Source organism: Lactobacillus sp. UMNPBX4 (genome assembly GCF_002554115.1).
Taxonomy (GTDB): Bacteria; Bacillota; Bacilli; order Lactobacillales; family Lactobacillaceae; genus Lactobacillus; species Lactobacillus gallinarum.
Genome location: NZ_PCZF01000020.1, coordinates 19779 through 35868, shown reverse-complemented (window position 1 = coordinate 35868; position 16090 = coordinate 19779). Strand labels below are relative to the sequence as shown.

Sequence of the window (16090 nt, the reverse complement as noted above, 5' to 3'; positions counted from 1 at the left end):
CAATTGACTTATTGAGATATTCTCATCTTTCCATTTACGATAAATTTCTATTTTTTGTTCTTTATTAAATTTAGACATAGTAAAAGACCTAAAAGTGTCTCACTTTTAGGTCTCACTTCATTCATGTCCTAGATCATTTTTTATATTTGATAAATCAAATTTTTAATTGCTTCGTCACCGAATTTTTTATTTTGATTAATTAAAATTCCTGCACATGCTTCACTATCACTTAGAGCATTGTGATGGTGCCATAGTTCTACATCTAAAGCATCTGAAACTGTATCTAACTTATGATTAGGTAGTTCAGGCTCAAATAACTTGCTTGTAGCTAAAGTATCGATGACCAAATAATGAGGTTCTTCGATGTTATAACGAGCTAGGCTTTGACGCATCACGTTGGTATCAAATCTAGCATTATGAGCAGCGACTAACATACCTGGTTGATATAATCCCTTTATTTTTGGCCAAACCTCAGCCATGGTCGGTGCATTTTTGACATCATCGGCAGTAATTTGATGTACTTGAATATTGCGAGCATCAAAAGACATTTGCGGATTAATCACTGTGTAAAAACGATCTACAATCTTATTGTCTCTAACCATTACTAAAGCTAAAGAACAAGCACTTTCAGGAAAATGATTAGCTGTTTCAAAATCCATTGCAATAAAATTCATAATTTTCTCCTTTGAAAATAAAGTATCACATTATTATGGGTGAAGCTAGGCTCTATATGATGTAAAATAAAACAAGAAACTATAAGGGGGCAAAATTGTGGAATTACTTGATCTGAAAAAACAAGGAATTAATATTAAAGAGCAAATTCCATTAAGTAGATATACTTTTACTAAAACTGGTGGGGAAGCGGAATACTTAGCCTTTCCTAAGAGCACTGATGAAGTAGAAAAATTAGTGAAAGTTACTCGTGAAAATAAGATTCCATTAACGATTATTGGTAATGCCTCAAACCTGATTATTCGCGATGGCGGAATAGATGGTTTAGTTATTATTTTAACGGATTTAAAAGAAATAAAAGTAAAAGATAATAAAGTAACAGCTGATGCAGGCGCAAAAATTGTTGATACTGCTTTTACAGCAGCCCATCATGGACTAAGCGGCATGGAATTTGCTGCAGGAATTCCAGGTAGTATAGGCGGTGGCGTATTTATGAATGCCGGGGCCTATGGCGGTGAAATGCAAGAAGTAGTAGAAAGTGTCAATGTTTTAACAAGAGCCGGAGAATTTAAGACTTATTCCAATAAAGAAATGGAATTCAGTTATCGTCATTCTTTAGTGCAGGATAATGGTGACATCGTACTTAGCGCTACCTTCTCATTAACTCCAGGAGATAGGTTGGAAATCTTAGATCATATGCATTATTTAAATGCATTGCGTCGCTATAAGCAACCGCTTGAGTATCCTTCATGTGGTAGTGTATTTAAACGACCAACAGGTCACTTCGTAGGGCCAATGATTATTAAAGCAGGTTTGCAAGGTAAACAAGTTGGTGGTGCTCAAGATTCAACCAAACACGCTGGCTTTATTGTTAATAAGGGCGGAGCTACTGCCACAGATTATCTTAATTTGATTCATTTGATTCAAAAAGTAATCAAAGAAAAATATGATATTGATTTACATACGGAAGTAAGAATCATCGGTAAAGAAAAATAAAATAGATTAACTAAAACAAACTACAGGCTATCAAACTTGTAGCTGTTTTTCATGTGGGGATGGAATGGATATTATTAAGTTAAAGCACATTACTAAGCAATATGATGATGGTTTCGTTGCGCTTAAGGATATTAATTTAACAATTGAATCGGGAAAATTTTATTCTTTGCTTGGCCCAAGTGGATCCGGTAAATCAACTATTTTGCGTATTATTGCTGGCTTTTCACAACCAAGTAGTGGGCAAGTCTTTTTCGATGGAAAAGACATTACAGATTTAGATGCAGCTAAGCGACATATTAATACTGTCTTTCAGAATTATGCACTTTTTCCGCATTTAAATGTCTTTGAAAATGTTGCTTTTGGTCTAAAGATTAAAAAGCAACCGATGGATAAAATTAAGCCTGCTGTTAAAGAGGCCCTCCATATGGTGCGCCTGGATGGGTATGCTAATCGTGAGATTTCTGAACTTAGTGGTGGTCAACAACAGCGTGTCGCAATTGCCCGGGCAATTGTTAATGAACCAAAAGTGTTGCTACTTGATGAATCACTGTCGGCTCTTGATAAGCGTTTGCGTAAAGACATGCAATTTGAATTGAGAGCTATTCAAAAGAAGCTTGGGATTACTTTTATTTTTGTTACTCATGATCAAGAAGAAGCTCTTTCAATGAGTGATGAAATTTTTGTTTTAAACGATGGCATGATCCAACAAAGCGGTAGTCCTGTTGCAATCTACGATGAACCGGTTAATGATTTTGTTGCGCGTTTTATTGGCGATTCTAATATCTTATCAGGACGAATGATTAAAGATTATGAAGTTGAATTTGCTAATAATAAGTTTAAATGTGCGGATGGTGGGATTAAACCAAACGAAAAGGTTGAAGTGGTAATTCGGCCTGAAGATTTGGATATTGTTGCACCTGAAAAAGGCAATATTGTAGTTACTGCGCAAACACAATTATTTTTAGGTGATCACTTTGAGATCAAAGCTTTAGATGCTAATGAAAATGAGTGGCTAATTCATTCAACTAATGGAGTGAAATTGGGTGAACGCGTGGGCTTGTTCTTTGATCCCGAAGATATTCACGTTATGCGGCTTAATGAAAGTCAGGAAGACTTTGATGCGCGGATAGAGAAGTATGAGGGGGATGAAAATGAAAACTAAAAAAGCTTTCTTTTTAGTCCCATATTTAGCTTGGATTATTTTATTTGTCATTTTGCCAATTTTGCTTATTTTATGGTATTCGTTCACAGATAGTAGTCATAGCTTTACTTTGAGTAATTACGTTACATTTTTTAAGAACGGTACTTTTCTTAAAATGATGATTAATTCGTTTTGGTATGCCTTTTTAATTACTTTAATTACACTACTGATTTCGTATCCTGCGGCTTATTTTTTAACCAAGATGAAAAATCAACAGTTATGGCTTTTGTTAATTATTTTGCCAACTTGGATTAATTTATTATTGAAAGCATATGCTTTTATTGGGATTTTGGGTAATAACGGTCTAGTAAATAAGTTTTTGCACTTGTTTGGCATCGGCCCCGTAAATATTTTATTTACCGACTTCGCTTTTATTTTTGTTGCAACTTACATTGAAATTCCATTCATGATTTTGCCAATTTTTAATGCGATTAAAGAAATTTCGCCAGCGGTAATCCAAGCGTCAGAAGATCTGGGAGCAAGCAAGTGGCAAACATTTCGCTATGTATTATGGCCATTGTCCCGTCCTGGAGTTGAAAGTGGTGTGCAAGCGATCTTTATTCCATCGTTATCACTATTTATGTTGACGCGTTTAATTGGTGGTAACAAAGTTATAACTTTAGGTACCGCAATCGAAGAGTATTTCATGACAACCATGAATTGGAACATGGGTGCCACGATTGGTGTGGTTTTGATCGTATTGATGATATTGGTAATGCTTCTTACCAATAAGAAGACTAAGAGGAAGAAGGTTAATCTATGAGAAACAAGCATTTAATAGCTAGAATCTATCTTTCTTTCACATTGGTTTTATTATATGTGCCTATTTTTTATTTGATTTATTTCTCTTTTTCAAGTGGAAAAAATATGAATAAGTTTGAGCATTTTACTTTTGCTCATTATCAAACTTTATTTCAAGATAATCGTTTACTAGCAATATTTTTAGAGACGATTTTATTGGCACTTCTCTCTAGTTTAATTGCGACGATTATTGGTACTTTTGGTGCGATTGCGATTAGTGCCATGAAAAAAGAAGCACATAAAAATACTACTTTAGCATTAAATAATGTATTGATGGTTTCACCTGACGTGATTATTGGTGCTAGTTTTTTGATTTTCTTTACTGCATTAGGAATAGGATTAAATTTCGGCTCCGTTTTACTTAGTCACATTGCTTTTTCTATTCCAATCGTAGTTTTGATGGTCTTGCCGCGACTTAACGAAATGGACTACTCTCTGATCGATGCCGCACGAGATTTAGGTGCTAATTCATGGCAAGTGTTTAGTCACGTATTGATTCCGACGATCATGCCGGGCATTTTTTCCGGTTTATTCATGGCATTAACATATTCACTAGATGATTTTGCCGTGACATTTTTTGTTACTGGAAATGGCTTTTCAACTTTGTCTGTAGAAATCTATTCAAGAGCACGTCAAGGGATTGATCTAGAAGTTAATGCCTTAAGTACAGTGATGTTTTTGTTCGTCTTACTTTTAGTAGGAATATATTACTTTATTACCACTAAAAAGAGCAGACGCAAGAATCATAGGGTAATAGGAGGATTGGTCAAATGAAAAAAATCATCATTGCCATTGGAGCAATTCTTCTAGCATGTTTAGGACTTGCGTTTTGGGCTCATCAATTAGAAAAGCCGGCTGCTGCAGGTAACGGACAAAACTTAATCATTTACAATTGGGGCGATTATTTAGATCCGCAATTAGTAAAAAAGTTTGAAAAGCAGACTGGTTATCATGTGGTATATGAAACCTTTGATTCTAATGAAGCAATGTATACCAAGATTAAGCAGGGAGGAACAGCTTACGATCTAACTATTCCTTCTGAATATATGGTTACCAAAATGCGCAAGGCTCATTTACTAGATCAACTGGATAAAAAAGAAATCCCTAATATGAAATATATCGGCAAGAGTTTTTTGCACAAATCTTTTGATCAAAACAATGATTACTCAGTCCCTTATTTCTGGGGAACGTTGGGAATTGTTTATAATGATAAATTTGTCAAAAAAGGTGCCATTAAAAATTGGAATGATCTTTGGTCTAAAAAATATCGCAATCAGATCTTATTAGTGGATTCTGCTAGGGATGCGATGGGAATATCTTTAGTTTCATTAGGCTATTCTATGAATACTACGAGCAGTTTAAGATTACGTCTAGCGCAAACAAAGCTAGATAGTTTAGGTACTAATATTAAAGCGATTATATCTGATGAGATGAAGATGTATATGATTCAAAATGAAGCCGCTATTGGGTTAACCTGGTCAGGGGAAGCACATGAAATGATGGAAAATAATCCACATCTACACTATATTGTGCCAGAACAAGGCTCCAACTTGTGGTTTGATAACTTTGTTATTCCTAAAACTGCCAAAAATAAAAAAGCGGCTCTTCAATTTATCAATTTTATGCTTAAACCTGAAAATGCGGCACAAAATGCGGAATATGTAGGATATGCAACGCCAAATATTAAGGCGCAGCATTTGTTGCCAAAGAGAGTAAGAGAAGATAAGCAATTTTATCCTGATGAAAAAACGCTGCGAAACTTGCAAGTCTTTAAAGATTTAGGTCCTAAGAAGACGCAAGAATATAATGACCTGTTTTTAGAATTTAAGATGTATGCCCGCTAAAAGTGGATATGTTTTTTACAGCTGGTCAGTTATAATCAAGATAGAAAGGAGTCGTAAATGCATTTTAATTTCTCTAACTTATTTACATGGAATAATTTTTCGATTGCTCTCGATATTTTAATCATTTGGTATTTAGTTTATCGCTTGATTATGCTAATTCGGGGTACCAAAGCAGTGCAATTAGCCAAAGGGATAGTTTTTATCTTTATTGTGAGAATTATCGCTGGTTTATTACAATTGCATGCCGTAACGTATATAGTCGATCAAATTGTATCCTGGGCAGTAATTGGAATTATTGTAATATTCCAACCAGAAATTAGACGTGGACTAGAAAGATTAGGTCGGACACCAATTTTTAGTGGGCGTGGTGAAAGTGCTCATGCTAAGTCTGTGAAGATGGTGCAAGAATTGGACAAGGCTATTCAGTATATGTCTAAAAGACGTATCGGTGCATTGATTACTATCCAGCAGGATACGGGTTTAGATGATTATATTGAAACTGGGATTAAGCTTGATGCTGACATTACCGGTGAATTATTAATCAATATTTTCATTCCTAATACGCCACTTCATGACGGTGCGGTTATTATTAATAATAACCGAATTGCAGTAGCAGCAGCTTATTTGCCCTTATCTGATAGCAGCATGATTCCGAAAAGATTGGGAACTAGACACCGTGCAGCCGTCGGAATTTCTGAAGTTACAGATGCTGTGACAATTGTAGTATCAGAAGAAACCGGTGGCGTTACAATTACTAAAAATGGACGCTTCTTACTAGATTTAACTAGAGAAGAGTATCTTAAATATCTTAATGCGCAACTGGTACCTAAAGAAGAAAAGAAAATTCCTTGGATTCGTCGAGTAATTAACAAAGTTTGGAAATGGGGTGCGGGCCGATGAAAGATTTTTGGGATAAACGTTGGTTTATCAGAGTGGTCTCGCTATTATTTGCTATTTTGTTAGTAGTTTATATTGATTCAACCCAAACGGGTTTTGTCACTCAAGGTGAACCAAAGAAAACTCGGCAAACAGCTAGTGAAACTCAGACAATTAGTGTACCCTTGCAAGTATCTGTAGATACTGATAAGTATTACGTAGTTGGCTATCCCGAAAAAGTTAAGATTACTTTAGAGGGATCAAATGCATTGGTGACTTCAACTGTTAATACTCAAAGTTTTAGAGCATATATTGATTTAACTCATAAAAAGACAGGAAAACAAACGGTTAAAGTTCAAGTTACTGGACTCAATAGTCAACTTTCGTATACGATTAACCCGGCTACCGTTAATGTAGACATTGAACGACGAAAATCTAGTACCATGCCAGTGCAAATAGAGTATAATAAAAATGCTGTTGCAGATGGATATGATATTGGAACGGCCAGCGTCGATCCACAAAAAGTTGAAGTCACAGGAGCAAAAGGCGAAGTTAATCAAATTGATCAAATTGTAGCTAAATTAGGTTTGCCTAATGGCATTAATCACTCCTATGAGAGACAAGTGATGTTGGTAGCTGAAGATAATAAGGGGCGTCAGCTAAATGTGGTAATTAATCCATCTACAGTAAGAGCAAGACTTCCTATTTCTTTATCACATAAAAAGGTCAAATTGAATTTGAAACCTAAAAACGAAGATAGTAATAAGGTATATTCGGTGACAGCTAAGAATGATGAAGTTACTCTCTATGGGCAAGAGTCAACATTAGCTAAAATAAAGAAATTGGATGTTGATGTTGATTTGAAGGAGATTCATTCTTCAACAGTGAAGAACTATCCTTTGGTATTGCCTAAGGGTGTTGCTCGAGCTGACCCTTCATATGTACAGATAGTGATTAAAGCGAAGAGCGTAAATAATTAAATTTAGGTAGCAAGAAAGGTTGTTTATTAAATGCTTAAATATTTCGGAACTGATGGTGTTCGTGGCGTAGCTAATCAAGGCTTAACTCCAGAAATGGCTTTTAAATTAGGTCGTGATGGTGGATATGTTTTGACTAAGAACAAAAAGGAAGGCGAACAAGCTAAAGTTTTAGTTTCTCGCGATACTCGTATTTCTGGTCAAATGCTTGAATATGCACTTATTTCAGGTCTTCTTTCAGTTGGTATTGAAGTTCTTGAGGTTGGTGTAATTACTACTCCAGGGCTTTCATACTTAGTTAGAGCACAAGGTGCAGATGCTGGTGTACAAATTTCAGCATCTCATAACCCTGTTGAGGACAATGGTATTAAGTTCTTTGGTAGCGATGGCTTGAAACTTTCAGACGAAATGGAAGAAGAAATTGAAAAGTTAATTGATGCTAAGGAAGATACTTTACCACGTCCTTCTGCAGAAGGCTTAGGTACTGTGACTGACTTCCATGAAGGTAGTGCTAAGTACTTACAATTTATCGAAAATACTATTCCAGAAGATTTAAGTGGTATTAAAGTAGTAATTGATGGTGCTAATGGTGCTTCAAGTGCTCTTATTTCTAGATTGTTTGCTGACTGTGGCGTAGACTTTACTACTATTTACACTCATCCAAATGGTTTAAACATCAATGATCACTGTGGTGCAACTCATACTGAGAACTTACAAAAAGAAGTTGTTAAGCAAGGTGCACAACTTGGCTTGGCATTTGATGGAGATGCCGATCGTTGTATTGCTGTTGACGAAAACGGTAATGAAGTTGACGGTGACCACATTATGTACGTTATCGGTTCATATTTAGCTGAACATGGACGTCTTAAGAAGGATACTATCGTTACAACTGTAATGAGTAACCTCGGATTTACTAAGGCTCTTGAAAAGGAAGGCTTAAAGAATATCCGTACTCAAGTTGGTGACCGTTACGTTTCTGAAGAAATGCGTGCTCATGGTTACAACCTTGGTGGTGAACAATCAGGTCATGTTATTATGAGCGACTACCACAACACTGGTGACGGTATGCTTACTGGTCTTCACTTGATGTTAGTTATGAAGAAGACTGGCAAGTCACTTAGTGAACTTTTAAAGGACTTCAAGGATTACCCACAATGCTTAGTAAATGTTCCAGTTAAGGATAAGAAGAGCTGGAAAGAACATCAACCAATTCTTGATGTAATTGCTGAAGTTGAAAAAGATATGAACGGCAATGGTCGTGTACTTGTTCGTCCTTCAGGTACACAAGATCTTCTTAGAGTAATGGCAGAAGGTCCTACTCAAGAAGAAACTGATGCATATGTTGACCGCATCGTTAAAGTAGTTGAGAAGGAAATGGGTAAGTAATAATTATTTATTCAAACTAAAAGTCGTGAGTTGGCTCACGGCTTTTTGTATAATTAAAAATAGCTTTGTTTTTTAGTCAAGGGAGGAATAAAAATGGCGATAAAATTAATTGCAGTTGATTTGGACGGCACTTTATTATCAAGTAGTAATACAATTTTACCGGAAACGCAAAGAATGCTCAGGGTCGCTTCTGAAAATGGAATAAAAGTAGTACTAGCAACAGGTCGACCACTTTCAGGCGTTTTATCATTTGCAAAGCAATTGGGATTATCAGGTGATGACCAATATGCAATTGTTTTTAATGGAGCGGTTATTCAAACTATTGCTGGTAAAGTATTGATGAGTCAGGAGCTTAATTATCAAGATTTTAACAACATGCTTCGCTTCCAACGTTTAAGTCATGTTAATGTGCACTTTGAGACTACTAAGTATTTCTTGACCTGTGATCACGATTTATCTGTCCAAATGCAAATTAACGCTGCCTTGACTAACAATATTATGAAAGTAAGAGAACGTAAGGATATTCCACAAGATTTTACCTTTAATAAAGTAGGGTTTACTTCGTGGGAAGGCAGTGATCAAGTTGAAAAACTTTGGAATAATTTGCCATCCTGGGCTTTTGACACATATGATATCGTACGTAGTTTTGATAGTATTATCGAGTTAAATGCGTTAGGTGCTTCTAAAGGGAATGCTTTGATGGATTTGGCAAGCAGACTTAAGATTGATCAAAAAGATGTGATGATCTTTGGTGACCAAGGAAACGATATTTCTATGTTTTCAAATCCTAACTTTATGAAAATAGCAATGGGAAATGCCATTGGTGCGATTAAAGATAAAGCTGACTATGTGACTGATGATAATGATCATAACGGTATTGCTAAGGCTTTGAAGAAGTTTGTTTTGTAAGGATAAGTAATGATTAAGTTAATTGCAGTTGATATGGATGGCACTCTTTTGCAGTCCAATAATCAAATTGGTGAAGAAACCAAAAAAGTATTAAAAAAAGCAGATCAATTTGGTATAAAAATTGTGCCAGCATCAGGTCGTCCACTTCCAGGTGTAGTTCCGTATATGGAAGATTTGGGAATAGTTGGTCAAGATGATTATGCCGTTTTATATAATGGTGGGTTAGTTCAATCTGTTTCTGGAAAAGTTTTAATTAGTCATCAATTTGATTATGCCGAATTTAAGAAAATGCTGAGCATTCAAGAGCAAAATCCTGGGATTAATCTTCACTTTATGAGAAAGCATGATTATGTGACTTTAGATCGATTAATTTCTACGCAAATGGCTAAGATGTCGGCGGTTAGTGCTACTCCTTTTGTAGTTAAAGATTTCGCCGAAATACCTCGTGATTTCACGTTTATTAAAGCTGAATTTATTGGAGAAGAAGACAAGCTGGATCGATTAGGTCAGCAATTTACACCAGATTTTAAACAAAATTATAATGTGGCACGAAGCGATCCAAAAATCTGGGAAATTAATAAAAAGGATGCTTCAAAAGGTAATGCAGTGCATGAATTAGCCCAAAAATTAAATATTAACGATAATGAAGTGATGATTTTCGGTGACCAAGGCAATGATATGTCAATGTTTGAAGTTGCCGATTTTAACAAAGTAGCTATGGGTAATGCCATCGATGCAATTAAAGATAAAGCCGATTTTGTTACCAAGTCTAATGACGAAGCTGGAATAGCATATGCAATTAATAAATTGATTTTTGAAAAAGCAGAAAAAAGGTAGATATATGATATGAAAAGTATAGTAAACATACTATTGCGCCTAATCATGGTTGCTTGTACGGTGATTTCCTTTTTCCTACTGTTAACAAGCAATGTTAGTTTAAAAATTAATGATACGCAGGCAATGGGCAAAGAAGTGATTAATCGAGTTGTTCAGGAGTCTGATAATTCTAACTTAAAAATCGGTGTGCAGTTGCTAGAAGATACAGGGCTAGAGCAAACTTTATTAGATCAATTGCCTAAGAAATATCAAATTGAAATGTCTTATGCTGACTTATATCGATTATGTGAAAAGTATAATGAAAAAGGAAAATTATCAACCACAGATTTAGGATTGACTAGTAAAACAAAATTAGAGGAAATAATTAATGAATATCTAGTAAAACAGATTAATAATAAACTGGATGAAAAATCAGAAGAGATTTCTCATGTTATCATTATTTATGAATATTCTATTTTTGGCGTAGGTTTATTATTTTTGTTAGCAGCTATTCTAATTATTTTTGGTCGTGCTTGGGCCTCAATACCGTTGACAATTGCAGCACTAGGATCATTTGTCGTTTTATGGATTTTCTCTAATGAAGTGATGACATCACTTCAAAGCAGAGTTTATAGTGGTATTTTGGTAACCTTGTCCTCTAATATATGGTTAGGGCTAATAATTGCAATAGGTACTGCTATTGGATGGCCATTTATCGTTAGTCTAATGAAAAGGATAAAATAAAAGATGAAAAAGATTTTGTTTATTTGCCATGGTAATATTTGTCGTTCACCTATGGCGGAAGCAATTATGCAACATTTAATTAAAGAAAATGGATTAGAAAATTCATATTTGGCAGAATCTAAAGCTACAACGCAAGATGCAATAGGTAGATCAATTGATACTAGAACTCAAAGAGAATTAGAGAAGAATAGGATTCCATACGATCGTAGTCATCGAGCAAGTCAAATGACTGCTGCTGATTATGATAAATATGAATATTTGATTTGTATGGATGAAGAAAATTTTGCAGATATGAATCGCATTACAGGTGGGGATCCTCAACATAAGGAACATAAATTACTAGAGTTTGCAGGTTCTTACCAAGATGTGGATGATCCATGGTATACGAATGATTTTGATACTGCGTATAATGAAATTTATAAGGGATGCGACGCATTAGTTAAAAAATTAGCAAATGAAAAGGATGAGTAAAAGCTCATCCTTTTTTCGTACTTATGATTAAACGCACGATATTTTCGGTAGTACGCGCAATATTTTTGGGTCCGTCTTTTAGTGCTTGACGTATATCTTCAGCTTTATCAAGAATGCCGAAGATAGCGGTAAAACCTTCATCATATAGTTGTTCGATCCCTTCACCCAAATAACCTGCTAGTGAAATAGCGGGAATATTATCTTTTTTAGCGATTTGAGCAACACCATAAGGGGTCTTACCAAATTTAGTTTGAAAATCAGTTCCACCTTCACCGGTGAAAACAAAATCTGCACCTTTAATTTTGTCAGCTAAATGAGTTTCGTGAGCGATAAGCTCTACACCATGATGAATTGTGGCATTTGTAAAGGCGAGAAGACCAGCACCAAGGCCGCCCGCAGCTCCGCTTCCCGGAATTGCGGCAACGTCTTTTTTGCAGGTTTGTTGAATGAGTGCGGCATAGTGTGATAAGTTTTGATCTAATTTTTTCACTGCCTGAGCATCTGCACCTTTTTGTGGACCGAAGACGGCAGAAGCACCATTTTGTCCGGTAAGCGGATTAGTAACATCACTAGCTATTAAAACTTGAACGTCTTTTAGTCGAGGATTAATGGCAGAAAGATCTATTTTAGCTATTTGGTTTAAATCACCACCACCAAGTTTTTTAGTTATTTCATGATTATTTTGATCAAAAAATTTTACACCAATTGCTTGTGCCATGCCGGCGCCGCCATCATTAGTACTACTGCCGCCTAAACCAATGATAATTTTATTTACGTTATGCTTTAATGCATCATTAATTAATTCACCAGTACCGTAGGTAGTAGTCTTCATAATAGTTTCAGGAGTTCTATTATTTTTGTCAACGTACGTTAGGCCACTAGCTTGTGCCATTTCGATGATTGCAGTTTTTTGATCACCTAAAATGCCATAATAGGCATTAACTTTTTTGCCTAATGGATCAGTCACATTAAGAAAATGTTTTTGACCATTAGTTGCATCAATTAAAGAATCGGTTGTACCTTCACCGCCGTCAGCCATTGGTACAGAAACTACTTCTGCATCGGGAATGGCTTTTTTTATTCCTTTTTTCATTGCCTGACATACTTCTGAAGCTGTCATGCTTTCTTTGAAAGAGTCAGGCGCTAAGACAAATTTCATTTGAATACCTCGCTTTTCATATATTTTAAAATAATTTGCCCTTTTTAACAAAGTTCTATTGACACCGCTTACAATTTTGGCTATTATAATAACTGTAAGTGAGCGGATTACTGATACGATCAGGTCTTAGCTACTACGAATAGTTATAGTATACTTAGAGTATATTATTTTCGTAGTAGCTTTTTTGTTTATATCAGGGTGGTGAGGAGTATCCGTGAAATTTCTTAAAACATTTAATAATAGTGCTGCTTTAGCCATGAATGATCAAGGTCAAGAAGAGATTGTTTTAGGCAAGGGCGTGGGATTTGGCCTCAAGAAGGGCGATCCGATAGATGAAAGTAAAATTGAGCGTCGTTTTGTTACTAAAGACGAAGTTGACCAAGTTAAGAGGTTTAACCCCAAGACAATGGAAGTCACTGATAAAATAATCCAGTTGGTTGAGCCGCTGCTTCAGGTTAAGTTTAATGACTTTCAATACCTTGCTTTAGCAGATCACATTGACTTTGCAGCTACCAGGGTTAAGGATCATATCGATATTGATCCAGCCAATAATAATTGGGAAGTTAAAAATTTATACCCCAAAGAATATGTGGTAGCTAAAAAGGTGGTAAAGCTAATTAATCAAAACATGCAAATTGAATTACCTGAAAGTGAATCTATTTTTATGACATATCACTTAGTCAATGCTAAAAGTGATGTGGCACAAGTACAGGAAACTGTTCAGATTACTAATTTGATTAATGGAATTATTGATATTATTCAACTGCAATATTCGATGCAGCTCGATACAAGTTCTTTTAATTACAGTCGCTTTATTTCACATTTGCGTATTCTATTGGTTAGATTTTTAAGAAATAAGCATAAGGATGAGGCACCGCTTGATCCAGCGATGCTTGGTTTCATGAAGATCAAATACAGCAGAGCTTATGAAACCGCAGAACGAATCGCAACTTACTTACAAGCCAAGATGAATTGGACATTAGATACAGATGACAAATTTTACTTGGTTTTACATATTTGGCGAGTAACTAGTCGCCAAGAAAACTAAATATCTAAGTTACTTAGGTATGTTACTAAGAGAATTAGGCATTAACCCAAGTTACTGAAAGACGTTGAGCATGATTTATGTTCTTTAGTTTTTGAGTAGCTTGGGTTTTTATTTTGAGGGGGGAAAGACTAATGGCTAAGAATTATGATAATTTGGCCAAAACCATCATTCAAGATGTTGGTGGTAAAGACAATGTCAATAGTGTTGTTCACTGTGCAACACGTTTACGTTTTAAATTAAAGGATGAAAAAAAGGCAAACGATGATGCCTTAAAAGATACTGACGGTGTTGTTACTGTCGTAAAGGCCGGTGGACAATATCAAGTTGTTATCGGTAATGAGGTTGCTGATGTCTACGATGCTGTATTAAAGGAAGGAGGCTTCCCAGGCGGTGGTCAAGTTCCTGATGACGATGTTGCAGATGATAATTCAAGTTTCATTGATAAAGCTGTTGCCTTAATTTCAGGAATCTTTACTGATATCCTAGCACCACTTAGTGCCGGCGGTATTATCAAAGGTTTAGTTGTTTTAGCAGCTGCAATGGGCTGGCTTTCAAAAACTTCTGGTGCATATCAAATTTTATACGCCGTTGGTGATAGTATCTTCTACTTCTTACCAATATTCTTGGGTGTAACTACTGCTAGAAGATTCCACATGAATCAATTTATTGGTTTAGCCATTGGTGCTGTATTAACTTACCCAACGATGGTTGGTTTAGCTTCAAGTAAAACAGTATTAGGTACTTTGTTCCAAGGTACGCCATTTGCTTCTGAAATTCATACAACTTTCTTTGGCATTCCAGTGGTTACTATGAACTATACTTCAACTGTTTTGCCAGTTATCTTTGCTGTTTGGTTTGGTTCCGTTATCGAACACTGGGCAAAGAAATGGATTCCAACGGTTGTGCAAATGTTCCTTGTACCTGCGCTTACTATTATTATTACTTTACCAGTTGCATTTATTGCTATCGGTCCTGTAATGACTTGGGTTGGTGATGCCATTGGTGCAGTCATGGCCGGTATCTACAACTTTAGTCCAATTGTTGCCGGTGTGGTTGTTGGTGCATTGTGGCAAGTACTTGTTATCTTCGGTGTTCACTGGGGCTTGGTTGCTGTATCAACAACTAATATTGCAGCTTTAGGCTATGATCCAATTTTGGCTCTTACTTGTATGGTTTGTTACGCACAGATTGGTGTTGTATTGGCAATTATTAAACAAACTAAGGACAAGAAGTTAAAAGATACAGCAATAGGTGCCTTCTTCTCAGGACTCTTCGGTGTTACTGAACCAGCAATTTATGGTGTAACTTTACCAAGAAAAACTCCATTTGTTTTAAGTTGTATTGGTGGTGCCGTTTCTGGTGCAATTATGGGTATCTTCCATTCAGTACTTTACATGATGCCTTCAATGGGATTCTTTGCAATTCCTGCCTACATTAATCCAAAAGGTGGTTCAATGATCCCAGTTATTGGTGTTATTGTATCCGCAGTCGTAGCATTTATCGTTGGTTTTATTTTGCAATTAATCTTCGGTAAGAAATCAGTTGATGCTGAATACAACAAGAAACAAGCTCAAAAGGTTGCTGAAGCAGCTAACGAAGCAACAGAAGTTGCTAATAATCCAATTGTTGCTGCAAGTGAAAATGAAGAAAAATTAAATCCATCTACAAAATTAGTTTCACCATTAAACGGTGACGTAAAACCTTTATCAGAAATTAAAGACGAAGTATTCTCAAGTGGTGCCATGGGTCAAGGTGTAGCTATTGAACCAAACGAAGGTGTTCTTCACGCCCCAGCTGATGGTAAGATTGCTCTTGTTTTCCCAACTGGTCACGCTGTTGGAATTAACACTACTGACGGTGCAGAAGTTTTGATGCACATCGGTATGGATACAGTTAACTTACAAGGAAAAGGCTTTAAGACTCTTGTACAAAAAGGCCAAGAAGTTAAGGCTGGCGATCCATTAGTTGAATTTAATATTAAAGATATCAAGGCGGCTGGTTATGAAGTAACTACTCCAGTTGTAGTAACCAATTCAAAGAAATATGAAAGTGTTAACCAAGTTGCTAACGGTGCAGTTAAAGTTGGTCAAGAAATCTTATCTTTGCAAGGTGAAGATGAAGGAGCTAAAGTATCTGGTCAAGTTCAAATTAATTAGGCTATAATGAACTGTAACTGCTTACAATAATAGA

Annotated in this window: 16 protein-coding genes; 14 read left to right on the top strand and 2 right to left on the bottom strand. The window is 35.9% G+C overall.

The annotated features are described in order from the left end of the window. Positions 1-140: 140 nt before the first annotated feature. The gene (locus tag CP355_RS05425) at positions 141-674 is read right to left on the bottom strand and encodes a 3'-5' exonuclease (protein ID WP_012211636.1); all 534 of its coding nucleotides are present in this window, start codon (positions 672-674) and stop codon (positions 141-143) included. Positions 675-771: 97 nt separating this feature from the next. Here CP355_RS05425 and murB point away from each other — a divergent pair, with 97 nt between their 5' ends. From murB to CP355_RS05365, 12 genes are all read left to right on the top strand, one after another. Beyond that, positions 772-1668, top strand: a complete 897-nt coding sequence (gene murB / locus CP355_RS05420) for a UDP-N-acetylmuramate dehydrogenase (RefSeq protein WP_025005139.1) — start codon at positions 772-774, stop codon at positions 1666-1668. 64 nt (positions 1669-1732) lie between these two features. Beyond that, positions 1733-2830 carry an ABC transporter ATP-binding protein gene (locus CP355_RS05415; RefSeq protein ID WP_098044054.1) on the top strand — a complete coding sequence of 366 codons (1098 nt, stop codon included), beginning with the start codon at positions 1733-1735 and terminating at the stop codon, positions 2828-2830. Beyond that, positions 2820-3632 (top strand): ABC transporter permease, encoded by an 813-nt coding sequence (locus CP355_RS05410; protein ID WP_025005137.1) that lies wholly within the window; start codon positions 2820-2822, stop codon positions 3630-3632. Before CP355_RS05415 ends, CP355_RS05410 begins: the two co-directional genes overlap by 11 nt. Further along, a complete protein-coding gene (locus CP355_RS05405) occupies positions 3629-4444 on the top strand; it encodes an ABC transporter permease (RefSeq protein WP_025005136.1) in 816 nt (271 codons plus the stop codon). The genes CP355_RS05410 and CP355_RS05405 overlap by 4 nt, the downstream gene beginning before the upstream one ends. Further along, entirely contained in the window at positions 4441-5514 is a 1074-nt protein-coding gene (locus CP355_RS05400; RefSeq protein WP_025005135.1) for an ABC transporter substrate-binding protein, read from the top strand. The genes CP355_RS05405 and CP355_RS05400 overlap by 4 nt, the downstream gene beginning before the upstream one ends. Before the next feature lie 57 nt (positions 5515-5571). Then, a complete protein-coding gene (cdaA, locus tag CP355_RS05395; protein WP_025005134.1) occupies positions 5572-6414 on the top strand; it encodes a diadenylate cyclase CdaA in 843 nt (280 codons plus the stop codon). After that, positions 6411-7370 carry a YbbR-like domain-containing protein gene (locus tag CP355_RS05390; protein ID WP_098044053.1) on the top strand — a complete coding sequence of 320 codons (960 nt, stop codon included), beginning with the start codon at positions 6411-6413 and terminating at the stop codon, positions 7368-7370. The genes cdaA and CP355_RS05390 overlap by 4 nt, the downstream gene beginning before the upstream one ends. Before the next feature lie 30 nt (positions 7371-7400). After that, positions 7401-8753 (top strand): phosphoglucosamine mutase, encoded by a 1353-nt coding sequence (gene glmM, locus CP355_RS05385; RefSeq protein ID WP_087175660.1) that lies wholly within the window; start codon positions 7401-7403, stop codon positions 8751-8753. A 93-nt stretch (positions 8754-8846) separates the two neighbouring features. Beyond that, on the top strand, positions 8847-9662 hold the full coding sequence (locus CP355_RS05380) for a Cof-type HAD-IIB family hydrolase (RefSeq protein ID WP_087235397.1): 816 nt from the start codon (positions 8847-8849) through the stop codon (positions 9660-9662). 9 nt (positions 9663-9671) lie between these two features. After that, complete coding sequence (locus tag CP355_RS05375) at positions 9672-10499, top strand: Cof-type HAD-IIB family hydrolase (protein ID WP_098044052.1); 828 nt, start codon at positions 9672-9674, stop codon at positions 10497-10499. A gap of 9 nt (positions 10500-10508) precedes the next feature. Beyond that, positions 10509-11222, top strand: coding sequence for a hypothetical protein (locus CP355_RS05370; RefSeq protein WP_098044051.1), 714 nt, complete (start codon positions 10509-10511; stop codon positions 11220-11222). 3 nt (positions 11223-11225) lie between these two features. After that, positions 11226-11693: a low molecular weight protein-tyrosine-phosphatase gene (locus CP355_RS05365; RefSeq protein ID WP_098044050.1), complete on the top strand. Its 468-nt coding sequence runs from the start codon at positions 11226-11228 to the stop codon at positions 11691-11693. Between the two features lie 4 nt (positions 11694-11697). Here the strand turns inward: CP355_RS05365 and CP355_RS05360 are convergent, their stop codons facing one another. Continuing rightward, positions 11698-12852, bottom strand: a complete 1155-nt coding sequence (locus tag CP355_RS05360) for a glycerate kinase (RefSeq protein ID WP_087235393.1) — start codon at positions 12850-12852, stop codon at positions 11698-11700. Between the two features lie 214 nt (positions 12853-13066). On the opposite strand from CP355_RS05360, the gene CP355_RS05355 reads away from it, so the two are divergent. Together CP355_RS05355 and CP355_RS05350 are read left to right on the top strand one after the other, a co-directional pair. Continuing rightward, positions 13067-13900: a PRD domain-containing protein gene (locus CP355_RS05355; protein WP_025005127.1), complete on the top strand. Its 834-nt coding sequence runs from the start codon at positions 13067-13069 to the stop codon at positions 13898-13900. 131 nt (positions 13901-14031) lie between these two features. Further along, positions 14032-16056, top strand: a complete 2025-nt coding sequence (locus CP355_RS05350; RefSeq protein WP_098044049.1) for a beta-glucoside-specific PTS transporter subunit IIABC — start codon at positions 14032-14034, stop codon at positions 16054-16056. Positions 16057-16090 lie beyond the last annotated feature (34 nt).

Bases quoted from the DNA above. Each gene is read 5' to 3' on its own strand.
- CP355_RS05425 (WP_012211636.1), bottom strand. From the start codon at position 674: ATGAATTTTATTGCAATGGATTTTGAAACAGCTAATCATTTTCCTGAA.
- CP355_RS05415 (WP_098044054.1), top strand. From the start codon at position 1,733: ATGGATATTATTAAGTTAAAGCACATTACTAAGCAATATGATGATGGT.
- CP355_RS05410 (WP_025005137.1), top strand. From the start codon at position 2,820: ATGAAAACTAAAAAAGCTTTCTTTTTAGTCCCATATTTAGCTTGGATT.
- CP355_RS05405 (WP_025005136.1), top strand. From the start codon at position 3,629: ATGAGAAACAAGCATTTAATAGCTAGAATCTATCTTTCTTTCACATTG.
- CP355_RS05400 (WP_025005135.1), top strand. From the start codon at position 4,441: ATGAAAAAAATCATCATTGCCATTGGAGCAATTCTTCTAGCATGTTTA.
- cdaA (WP_025005134.1), top strand. From the start codon at position 5,572: ATGCATTTTAATTTCTCTAACTTATTTACATGGAATAATTTTTCGATT.
- CP355_RS05390 (WP_098044053.1), top strand. From the start codon at position 6,411: ATGAAAGATTTTTGGGATAAACGTTGGTTTATCAGAGTGGTCTCGCTA.
- glmM (WP_087175660.1), top strand. From the start codon at position 7,401: ATGCTTAAATATTTCGGAACTGATGGTGTTCGTGGCGTAGCTAATCAA.
- CP355_RS05380 (WP_087235397.1), top strand. From the start codon at position 8,847: ATGGCGATAAAATTAATTGCAGTTGATTTGGACGGCACTTTATTATCA.
- CP355_RS05375 (WP_098044052.1), top strand. From the start codon at position 9,672: ATGATTAAGTTAATTGCAGTTGATATGGATGGCACTCTTTTGCAGTCC.
- CP355_RS05370 (WP_098044051.1), top strand. From the start codon at position 10,509: ATGAAAAGTATAGTAAACATACTATTGCGCCTAATCATGGTTGCTTGT.
- CP355_RS05365 (WP_098044050.1), top strand. From the start codon at position 11,226: ATGAAAAAGATTTTGTTTATTTGCCATGGTAATATTTGTCGTTCACCT.
- CP355_RS05360 (WP_087235393.1), bottom strand. From the start codon at position 12,852: ATGAAATTTGTCTTAGCGCCTGACTCTTTCAAAGAAAGCATGACAGCT.
- CP355_RS05350 (WP_098044049.1), top strand. From the start codon at position 14,032: ATGGCTAAGAATTATGATAATTTGGCCAAAACCATCATTCAAGATGTT.